Raw genomic sequence first — 10,591 nt, 5'->3', positions numbered from 1 at the left:
ATATACATGAGATTATATATCTCATGTATATAGGGTTTTAGTTTATTTATTTTATAGTAAGTTTTATAGTAAATTTATTTTCCATAATATGAATTTAGATACATTTCTTTTATTTCATTCATAAGAGGATATCTTGGATTCGCACCTGTACATTGGTCATCAAATGCTTGAATCACCATTTCATCTAGTGAATCTATAAATTTAGATTCCTCAACCCCAAATTCTTTTATAGTTTTAGGAATACCAACTTTACTCTTTAAATCTTCAATAGCTATCAATAAACTTTGGAATTTTTCTTCATCAGAATTTCCTTTTAATCCTAAGAATGAAGCTATTTCAGCGTATCTCTTTAATGCCTCTGGATACTTATATTGAGAGAAAGCTCCCATTTTCTTTGGTGCATTAGAAGAATTAAATTTCATAACATCTGTTATTAAAAGAGCATTTGCAACACCATGTGGTACATGATGGAAAGCACCTAACTTGTGAGCCATAGAGTGACAAACACCTAAAAATGCATTTGCAAAAGCCATTCCCGCCATTGTAGAAGCATTTGCCATTTTTTCTCTTGCTTCTGAGTCTTTTGCTCCATTATCGTATGCACGTGGAAGATATTCAAATATGCTCTTAATGGCTTGTAAAGCTAGACCATTTGTATAGTCAGTTGCAAGCATAGATACATATGCTTCTAGTGCATGAGTTAAAGCATCAATACCAGAAGCAGAAGTTAATCCTTTTGGCATATTCATCATCATATCAGCATCAACTATAGCCATATTTGGCATCAACTCATAATCTGCTAATGGATATTTCACCCCTGTATCTTGGTCAGTTATAACTGCAAATGGAGTTACTTCTGAACCAGTACCTGCTGATGTTGGTATAGCTACAAAACTAGCTTTTTCACCCATTTTAGGGAAAGTATACACTCTTTTTCTTATATCCATAAATCTCATTGCTAGGTCTTGGAAATCTACTTCTGGATGCTCATATAATGTCCACATTATCTTACCTGCATCCATTGCACTTCCTCCACCTATAGATATTATTACATCTGGATTGAACTCTCTCATAGCTTTAGCACCTATCTTAGCACATTCTAAAGTTGGGTCTGGTTCAACTTCAAAGAAAGTAGTATGCTTGATGTTCATTTCATCTAATAAGTCAGTAACTGTTTTAGTATATCCATTATTGTAAAGGAATGTATCTGTTACAATAAAAGCTCTCTTTTTATCCATTACATCTTTAAGTTCTTTTAACGCCACTCCTAAACAACCTTTTTTAAAATAAACTTTTTCTGGTGCTCTAAACCAAAGCATATTTTCTCTCCTCTCAGCTACTGTCTTAATATTAAGTAAGTGCTTAACTCCTACATTTTCAGATACTGAATTTCCACCCCAAGAACCACATCCTAGAGTAAGAGAAGGAGCTAGTTTAAAATTATATAAATCACCTATACCACCTTGAGAAGAAGGAGTATTAATTAAAATTCTACAAGTTTTCATAGCTTTAGTAAATTTATCAAGCTTTTCTCTCTGATTTACATCGTCAATATATAATGAAGATGTATGACCAAACCCTCCATCTTCTACTAATTTTTCTGCTTTACTAACTGCATCATCAAAGTTGTTTGCTTTATACATTGCAAGTACTGGTGAAAGTTTCTCATGAGCAAAAGCTTCTTCTATTTCAACTGATTCAACTTCACCTATTAAAACTTTAGCATCAACTGGAACTTCAAAACCTGCTAGTGTTGCTATTGTACAAGCTGTTTGGCCAACGATTTTAGAGTTTAATCCTCCATTTACTAAAATTACATTTCTTAATTTTTCTGTTTCTTCTTTATTTAATAAGTAAGCACCACGCTCTTTAAATTCTTTTTTAACTTCATTATATATATTTTCTAATACTATAACTGATTGTTCAGAAGCACATATCATACCATTATCGAATGTCTTAGATACAAGAATTGAATTTACAGCAGTTTTTATATCTGCACTGCCATCAATTATTGCTGGCGTATTACCTGCACCAACTCCAATAGCTGGTTTTCCAGATGAATATGCTGATTTAACCATTCCAGGGCCTCCTGTAGCAAGAGTTAAGTCAACTTCCTTCATAACAGTCGTAGTTAATTCCAAAGATGGCTCATCAATCCATCCAATTATACCTTCAGGAGCTCCAGCCAAAACAGCAGCTTCAAGAACTACCTTTGCCGCCTCTATAGTAGAATTTTTTGCTCTTGGATGTGGAGAAAATATTATTCCATTTCTAGTTTTTAGAGCTAAAAGTGATTTAAATATAGCAGTAGAAGTTGGATTAGTTGTAGGTATAACTGCTGCAACAACTCCTATTGGCTCAGCTATTTTAGTCAGGCCAAAGGCTTCATCTCTCTCTATAACACCACAAGTTTTAGTTTCTTTATATGCATTGTATATATACTCTGATGCATAGTGATTCTTTATAACTTTATCCTCGGCAATTCCCATACCAGTTTCTTTTTGTGCCATTATAGCTAGAGGAACTCTTTGCTTATTAGCTGCTAAAGATGCTGCTAAAAAAATCTTATCTACCTGTTCTTGAGTGTATGTAGCAAAGATTTTTTGAGCTTCTCTAATTTTTGCTAATTTTTTAACTAGATTTTCAACATTATTTACAACACCTGAATTATCTACCATAGCTTCTTCTCCCCTTTTATTTTCTATTATAACTTGTTCTTTATTAGCCATTTCAATGCCCTCCTAGAATAGTATAATCTTCTTTTTATGTTAATTTATTAACAGTATAACACGTTGTTTTTACATTTTCAAGTTATTTTTTTAACATTTTATTTTTTATTTAGTCTTATATTATTCATATTAATACTATTATTCTTTACAAATATCTAAATTAACTATATATCACTTTATTTTTTATATAAGTTATAAACAAATTCATCTCAATGCTTAAGGATAACGTTATTTTTTTAACACTTATGTTTTTATTTTTTTAATGAAAAAATTAAAAGATTCTTTTTTCAAGGATGGTATTGTATAAAAGTTATAAAGAAAAAAATACTTTAAGAAGAAAACAAAGGCTTAAAGATCAAATTAAATTAAATACTCTGAGATATACAAACAGATATAATATATACTATAATTAAAGATATATACACTGATAATTTTTATATACTGTGAAATAAAATATATTTAATATCGTATAGATAAACTTAAAATTTATAGGAGGAATTAAGGATGAAAAAATTAAAAATAATTAGCATTTTATCTTTAGTTATGAGTACAATTTCAGCCATTTGTGGTATTGGTGTAGTAACTTATTATGTAGATAATTTGTTTATTAGAGGGCTTTCAGTATTTATTTTAATTATGTCTGCTTGTTTTGTATCAAGTACAACAAGTTTGATATTTAAAAATGCAAAGTAATATAAATTCCAATTTATAAATTAGTTTAAGTAAATAATTTTAATATATTACAAGTTAAAGTCCAGCAAATAAGATTGCTGGACTTTGTTAATATTACTAATCATACACATATATCATATTACATCACTAATCTATTGATGTGGACTTTTTATAACAGGTTGTAACTGTTTATTATCAAGAGCAAGCTCTATAGTTGGAATTATTAACTCTGTATGTGCAATCATAGAATTAGGCTTTGTATTACAATTATCTTGACCAAAAGGTACAAAATATATATTTTTAGAGTTAAGAAGAATACCAATATTTTTGAAATTAAAACTTAGAGCATCATTAGTTGATATTGAGATTACAAGTGGTTTATCATTGCGAAGATGACCCTTTGCTGCCATCAATACTGGAGAGTCCGTAATACCATTTGCTAACTTAGCGGCAGTATTGCCAGTACAAGGGGCTATTATTATAATATCAGCAATTCCTTTAGGTCCAAATGGTTCTGCTTCTTCAATTGTAACAATAGGTTTATTTCCTGTCAGTTCATATGCTTTTTTCATAAATTCTTCAGAATTTCCAAATCTACAATCTATATTTTGTGATACATCTGAAAATATCGTGTGCACATTTGCTCCTGCTTTTACCAAATTCTCTAACTCTATAAATATTTTATCATAAGTACAAAACGAACCAGTAAATCCTACTCCAATTGTAAGTCCTTCAAGTTTCATCTCTAATCCCTTCTTTCATTTATAATATTTTCTATAGCGTTAACAAGAATTTCACCAGATGTCTTTGGTGAGTATTTACCAGGAAGCCCAAGACAAAGATTTGCATTAATACCTAAATTTTGTGTAGCAGAATAATCTAATCCACCAGGAGAAGAAGCTATATCTATAATAGTTACTTCTCGTGATACTTTTTCTAATTTCTCTTTCGTTAAAATACATTCTGGTATGGTATTAAAAATATAATCAAACTTTGAAAGATTTTCATCTCGTTGATTTAAAGAAATACTAGAATACCCAAATGCATTAGCCGTACTCCTTGCATCATTATTTCTTGCTCCAACACATACATTTGCATCTAAAGCATATAATTTTTTAGCAAGTATTTGTGCACATCTTCCGAAGCCTAGTACTAGACAGTTACTTTGGTGCATATTGATTATACTTCTTTTAATCGCTTCTGATATGGCTCCTTCAGCTGTAGCAACTGCATTTAAAATAGCAACATCATTCATCTTCATAAAATCATAAACCTGAATAGAGTGTTGCTCACAAAATTTGTAAACTTTAGTTGGTATGTTGCCTCCAAATAGTATTTTATTAGGAGATAAGTTAATTAACAAGTTATCAATAGTAGCATCAAGACAACCATCAGTATTTTCAATACTAAATTGATTTTTTGTAAATGGAATTGGACATAAAATAATGGAACTTTTGGATAGTGCTTCAGCTAGTGAAGTTGCTTTTCCAGCGATTCCATTTATAATTTCATTTGCTATTCCATATACAACTACAGAATATCCTTTATTAATTAGTTTTTTTACCATGTACACTTGTCGCAGGTCTCCGCCTATAACAGTTATATCGTATTGATTTGACATATTGTAAGCCTCCTTTACTATATACAATATGTTTTTATCAATATATTGGTTCACTAAAATTATTAAATATTATACTTCTAACATTGCTAATAATGCTAATCTATCTATCTTTTCAGAAGATGTATATGGTAATGAATCTAAAAAAATAATTTTTCTTGGAATTTCATTTCTAATTAAATAATTTCTAATCTTAGTCAATAAATCCTTCTTTGTAATTTTATCTATGGTTGTTACAAATAATGCAATTTGACTTCCCCTTATAGTATCTAAATAAGGTAATGCAACTGCATCTTCAATTTGAGGAATTCTTTTGACTACATTTTCAACTTTAGTAGAACTAACTTTAAATCCACCAATATTTACAACATCATCACTTCTTCCTTCAAATATCAAATATCCATCATCATCAAAATATCCAATGTCATTGACAGAATAAGGCTCTGATGCATTATATACTGCATATTCGGTATTTACAAAAATTATTCTGTTCTTAATATATACATCTATTTTTGGAAATGGCTTACCTATACTTAATGGTTTCTCAATCAATTCATCATAACACAAATATGTAATGTAGTTTAATTCACTTGCTCCATAATATAAAATTATTTCAGAGTCTGGCATATATTTTTTTATTTTTCTTGCTGCATCCTCAAACAACAATTGAGAACCTGTAAAAACACTTCTAACTTTAACTATTGTCTCACTTAAATATTTAACCAATAACTGAAGTTTTGTAGGTATAAGATATATGTTAGTTATATTGTATTGTTTTATTGCATTTATCCATGTTTTATAATTTAAACCTGAACTTATTACAATACTACCACCTTCATAGAGTACTGACATTATAGAATTTAGATTTCCTGTAAAACTAAGTGTTCCATTGATAAACAAAACAGAGTCCTCATAAATATGGAAAACTTCATTTTGTATAGGAAAAAATCCAGCCCAGCTTTCATATGTTCTATATAATACTTTTGGGACATTTGTAGAGCCTGAAGATAAAGCTCCCATACAAATTTCTTTATCTAAATAGTCTAAGATATTATTATATTGATATACATTTATACTGTGATGGTCTGTAGAAGAATTAGTTATCTTTAATATCCTATTGCAACTACCATTAGATAAATCATTTATATCTATATTCTCATCAGATATAACAACTGAAATATTATTCTTTATTAAAATATCACTTAATACTCTTTTAGAAAGATTATAATGACAAATGATAGGCACATTATTTGAATAGTTAACACCTAAAAAACTTACTAATTGGAACTTTATATTTTTAGAATAAATTAAAACAGGAATATTTTCACCTATAGAAATTTGTCTCCCAATCTCCTCACTATCTCTTAATATACTGTCATAAGTATACTTTTCTCCATCTATAATCAAAAAATCTTTATCTTTATAGCTGTTTCTTTTTACTTTCAAAAGTTCATAGTAATTCATAATCTACACCCTTTCAATCAATAAAGCAGAGCCTAATCCCCCAGCAGCTGCTATAGAGCAAATTCCATACCTTCCATTAGTTTTTTCAAGTGCTTTTAAAAGATGTAACGCAATAATTGCACCAGAAGCACCATATGGATGACCATATGCTAAAGCCCCTCCAAATATATTATACCTATCTATTAATGCTGGATATTTTCTTTGAAATAAAACATCTATAACTGCAAATGCTTCATTAAATTCAATCGCAGATATGTCCATATAGTTAAGCTTTTCTATCTCTAAAATCCTCTCCATAGCTTTCATAGCAGATGTTGGGCTTAAATGTGGCTCTGTTCCTATTGTACAAGAGTTAATAACTTTAGCTTTTGGATTCTTTTTTGTAGTCTCTAAATATCTTTTAGAACACAGTATAAGAAATGAAGCTCCATCATTAATAAGACATGCATTTGCTGCATTTGTAATACTTCCCTTTCCTAAAATCGAAGGTATCCTATCTAATAATCTTTGGCTCATTTTATCACGTATACCTTCATCATATGTATTGCTATCTATAGGAGATATAATATCTTCAAGAAATTCTTCTTCTCTTGTGTTTTTTGCTCTTCTATGACTTTCTTTTACCCAATAATCTAATTCTTCTTTCTCAATTTTATATAACTTTGCCACTCTTTCTGCACCTTCGAGCATACTATTCTCACTATTATCATCTGGAGAAAATTGAGCAACTGCATAGCTTGGATTATTGATATTATATCTTTTATCATTTTTATGATATGTACGCATTGGTTGTAGAGAGCTACTCTCAAAACCTCCTGCAATAATTAAATCACATTGCCCAGATTTAATCTTTGAAAATGCTATATCTAAACTCATCATAGCAGAAGCACATTGCATATCTACAGTAAAAGCAGGAACTTCACTTTCTATTCCCGCTGTTAAAGTCATTAATCTTGCGATATTACCTCCTGTACCAACTGCATTTCCACATATAATCTCATCAATCTTATCAATCTCATACTTTTCAATTAGATGTTTTAAAACCTTTGCTCCTAGTAATTCTGGTTGAACACATTGAAAAATTCCATTTTTTAAACCTATATGACTTCTTAATCCTCCTAATATAAAAACATCTTCCATACATTATATCCTCTCTTCATCATAGATTTCTTTTAAGTACGTTATTTAATTTAACACCTAAAAAAGATGCAATAATTGCTTTTATCGTATCTCCAATTAAAAATGGTACCACTGCTGCAAAAAGGGCTGCTTCTACTGTCATTTGATTAAAGTAACACATAAATACTGTTCCCATAAAATATATAATAGGCATACCAACAAAAATTGTTATTGGTATATATCTTTTAATATCATTATTTTTACCTTTTAATAAGCTAATAATTAGTGATGCAAATAAAAATCCAAAATAAAAACCACCTGTTGGGCTTAGTAATTTGCCAATTCCAGATGCACCTCCACCAAATACAGGGATTCCAATTAAACCTATCATTATGTATACACCAACTGTACTAAATGCTTGTCTTGGAGTTAATATTAAAGCTATTAGATTTATCATTATTGTTTGTGCTGTTACTCCTGCTGGTGTAAATGGTAATGGTATATATATATAGGATGATATACATAATAATGCTACACATATTGACATTTTAGTTAAATCTTGAATATTTACTCTATTATTTTTCATTTTTATAATTCCCTTCATATGTCTTATTCAATTTAGTTTATATGTACATATAATAAACCCTCTATTAAGGCTTTGTTTTAGTATAAAAGAAAGACAGTTTTTTGTCAACTTCAATACAATTTTAGGTTTACATTTAATTTATAAGTAAACTTGCTTCTAATCCTTTATGTTTTAATGGCTATTTATAAAATTTTACTTATAAACAAATCTATTTGCCCTATACTTGTAAATTATAATATGATATATTTTATATGAGATTTTATTTCATATAATAAATTAACAAGGAAGTGACAATATGAAAACTAATGAAAATCAATTAAACAACATAGATAAAGAACTAGATGAGCTTAGTAAGAAAGTTTATTTAGAATCCCCAGATTTTTGGATAAGTATTTCTGACAAAATAGTAGATAAAATTTTTGATGAAATGTTATTATTTTTTGCAGTAAAATATAATTATTACAATATACTATCTTTTGCAATTGAAAATAATTATATAGATTTAAATATGCCATCAAAAAATAAAGACTATCCAAATATAATGAGTCATTTTTTAGACACAGCAAAACAAAATGAAGATAAAAAGATTTATAATTATCTTTTAAACTTAAATAAAGAAGATACCATAGGTGAAAACGCCTCTTTAGATGATTTAAATCACAATACTGAGAAAGATACTTTTGGAAAGAAAGATGTATATATTCCAAAATACATGTGTCCAAACTGTAATACTAATATTTTTGATACAGGTTACAGAGTATCAAATGATATAACATATAAATTTTCTTTTCAAGATGCCGAACCTGTTGAAGTATCTAATGAGATTACTTCTATTAAATGTTGTAATTGTGATAAATCAATAGAAAATGTAACTACTGACAAATTGTATAGTATATGTAAAATTCAAAACTGTGATAATTGTGGTTCTAGTTTAATTAAAGTAGGAATTATTGCAAAGAAAAAAATGGAGTTTAATGAGAATACTGAAGAATTTGGATATGTTTCAACATCTTATTGCTGTAGCAATTGTGGCTCTAAAATAAATTCATCTCAAAAAGAATACTTTAAGCTTTAATATCTTATATTTTTAAAATAATTTCAAATAATAATACTCTGTTATTAAATATTATTATATAAATTTTTGGGGACATATTTGGAAATATAACATAAATAATTTTTATATAGACACTTTAATGGTAATTAAAATTGCTATGAAATTAGATATTATTAAACTAGTTTCATAGCAATTTTTAGTAATATAATTTTTATTAAGTTTGGACAAATTCTATTTTCTATTTCTTTAGTGTACCAACCATAACTCTTAAATCAATTGTTATATTAGATATCCCTGACTTTATCAACTTTAAAATTTCTTCTTCATCTAATGTTGATGTTAAAGGAGTCATTTTAACCAAATTCATTAAATTTAATACACTGACATCAGTTTTATAATTGATTCTATTTTCATAAACTACACTTAGATGTTTCTTAAATACAGCTACAATGTTTTTATTGTCATAATCATTATTCTTTATATTTCCCTGTATATTTGTCCTTATTTCTTTTAAATAATTTGATTCTGGGACAATCTTTACTATTATTCCATCATCATTTAAAACTCTTGTAAATTCCTTATAATTTGCAGGAGAAAGTATATTTAATATTACATCAAACTTATTATCTTTAAATGGTAGATTTGACAAATCTGAAATACACCATATAATTTCATTCTCTCCTCTTTTAGCTATAGAAATACCTTCTTTAGATATGTCAATTCCAATTAATTTACATATATTATTAATATTTTTATCTTCATATAATTTATTTAAGAAATATCCTTCTCCACATCCAGCATCTAAAATATAGTTAATATTTTTATCTAAAGTGTAGTTATGAATTGCAGACTTTATTTCTTCTGTTAAATTATCATATGCTTTAGAATTATATATTTCATGTCTTGATTCAAATAGTTCTTTATCATAAATAGTTTTAGTATTACTATTTAATAAGTTAACATATCCCTTTTTGGATATATCAAAGCAATGATTATTTATACATCCCATGCTATTTTTATCAATTGTAATCATATCTTCTTTACAAAGTGGACATTTGAATACATCTATATTTTCATTAAGTAGTAATTTAGCAATTTCTATCCTTTTTAATTTTCCAACAATCTTTTTACCTTCATTACTTATATTTTGTTTCATCTCCATAATCTCCTCAAATTTACTATTTAATTTAAATAGCACGAAATTATGGCTACTTATATAAGGTATGTTTCTATATCTTATATAAAATCATGTTATAAGTTTTTGTAAAATAGCCACAATTTGTGCGCTATCCTCTTATTCTAATATAATGCATAAATGCTCTTTTATTCATTATTTTATCCTCCCATAA

9 protein-coding genes are annotated in these 10,591 nt (G+C 28.0%); 2 read left to right on the top strand and 7 right to left on the bottom strand.

Features of this window, described 5'->3' with window-relative positions:
• Window positions 1-74 precede the first annotated feature (74 nt).
• Complete coding sequence (adhE, locus tag KGF41_RS13830; protein ID WP_227856757.1) at window positions 75-2,678, bottom strand: bifunctional acetaldehyde-CoA/alcohol dehydrogenase; 2,604 nt, start codon at window positions 2,676-2,678, stop codon at window positions 75-77.
• Window positions 2,679-3,233: 555 nt separating this feature from the next.
• On the opposite strand from adhE, the gene KGF41_RS13825 reads away from it, so the two are divergent.
• Window positions 3,234-3,422, top strand: a complete 189-nt coding sequence (locus KGF41_RS13825; protein WP_227829572.1) for a hypothetical protein — start codon at window positions 3,234-3,236, stop codon at window positions 3,420-3,422.
• Window positions 3,423-3,553: 131 nt separating this feature from the next.
• On the opposite strand, the gene KGF41_RS13820 is transcribed toward KGF41_RS13825, so the two are convergent.
• The 5 genes from KGF41_RS13820 to KGF41_RS13800 form a co-directional block, all read right to left on the bottom strand.
• Window positions 3,554-4,144, bottom strand: coding sequence for a dipicolinate synthase subunit B (locus tag KGF41_RS13820; protein ID WP_227829573.1), 591 nt, complete (start codon window positions 4,142-4,144; stop codon window positions 3,554-3,556).
• Between the two features lie 2 nt (window positions 4,145-4,146).
• Window positions 4,147-5,022: a dipicolinate synthase subunit DpsA gene (dpsA, locus tag KGF41_RS13815; protein ID WP_227850871.1), complete on the bottom strand. Its 876-nt coding sequence runs from the start codon at window positions 5,020-5,022 to the stop codon at window positions 4,147-4,149.
• Window positions 5,023-5,091: 69 nt separating this feature from the next.
• A complete protein-coding gene (locus KGF41_RS13810; RefSeq protein ID WP_227829575.1) occupies window positions 5,092-6,483 on the bottom strand; it encodes an AMP-binding protein in 1,392 nt (463 codons plus the stop codon).
• Between the two features lie 3 nt (window positions 6,484-6,486).
• Window positions 6,487-7,623, bottom strand: coding sequence for a thiolase family protein (locus tag KGF41_RS13805; RefSeq protein WP_227829576.1), 1,137 nt, complete (start codon window positions 7,621-7,623; stop codon window positions 6,487-6,489).
• A 19-nt stretch (window positions 7,624-7,642) separates the two neighbouring features.
• The gene (locus tag KGF41_RS13800) at window positions 7,643-8,188 is read right to left on the bottom strand and encodes a biotin transporter BioY (protein WP_227829577.1); all 546 of its coding nucleotides are present in this window, start codon (window positions 8,186-8,188) and stop codon (window positions 7,643-7,645) included.
• A gap of 295 nt (window positions 8,189-8,483) precedes the next feature.
• Between KGF41_RS13800 and KGF41_RS13795 the strand changes: the two genes are divergently transcribed.
• Window positions 8,484-9,263, top strand: a complete 780-nt coding sequence (locus KGF41_RS13795; RefSeq protein WP_227856756.1) for a hypothetical protein — start codon at window positions 8,484-8,486, stop codon at window positions 9,261-9,263.
• A gap of 217 nt (window positions 9,264-9,480) precedes the next feature.
• On the opposite strand, the gene KGF41_RS13790 is transcribed toward KGF41_RS13795, so the two are convergent.
• Complete coding sequence (locus KGF41_RS13790) at window positions 9,481-10,398, bottom strand: methyltransferase domain-containing protein (RefSeq protein ID WP_227856755.1); 918 nt, start codon at window positions 10,396-10,398, stop codon at window positions 9,481-9,483.
• Window positions 10,399-10,591: the final 193 nt, after the last annotated feature.

Source organism: Clostridioides sp. ZZV14-6150, from assembly GCF_020657875.1.
Lineage (GTDB): Bacteria > Bacillota > Clostridia > Peptostreptococcales > Peptostreptococcaceae > Clostridioides.
Note: the sequence above shows the minus strand (reverse complement) of the source record. Positions and strands in the feature narration are given on the sequence as shown.

Bases quoted from the DNA above. Each gene is read 5' to 3' on its own strand.
- KGF41_RS13820 (WP_227829573.1), bottom strand. From the start codon at position 4,144: ATGAAACTTGAAGGACTTACAATTGGAGTAGGATTTACTGGTTCGTTT.
- adhE (WP_227856757.1), bottom strand. From the start codon at position 2,678: ATGGTAGATAATTCAGGTGTTGTAAATAATGTTGAAAATCTAGTTAAA.
- dpsA (WP_227850871.1), bottom strand. From the start codon at position 5,022: ATGTCAAATCAATACGATATAACTGTTATAGGCGGAGACCTGCGACAA.
- KGF41_RS13795 (WP_227856756.1), top strand. From the start codon at position 8,484: ATGAAAACTAATGAAAATCAATTAAACAACATAGATAAAGAACTAGAT.
- KGF41_RS13805 (WP_227829576.1), bottom strand. From the start codon at position 7,623: ATGGAAGATGTTTTTATATTAGGAGGATTAAGAAGTCATATAGGTTTA.
- KGF41_RS13810 (WP_227829575.1), bottom strand. From the start codon at position 6,483: ATGAATTACTATGAACTTTTGAAAGTAAAAAGAAACAGCTATAAAGAT.
- KGF41_RS13800 (WP_227829577.1), bottom strand. From the start codon at position 8,188: ATGAAAAATAATAGAGTAAATATTCAAGATTTAACTAAAATGTCAATA.
- KGF41_RS13825 (WP_227829572.1), top strand. From the start codon at position 3,234: ATGAAAAAATTAAAAATAATTAGCATTTTATCTTTAGTTATGAGTACA.
- KGF41_RS13790 (WP_227856755.1), bottom strand. From the start codon at position 10,398: ATGAAACAAAATATAAGTAATGAAGGTAAAAAGATTGTTGGAAAATTA.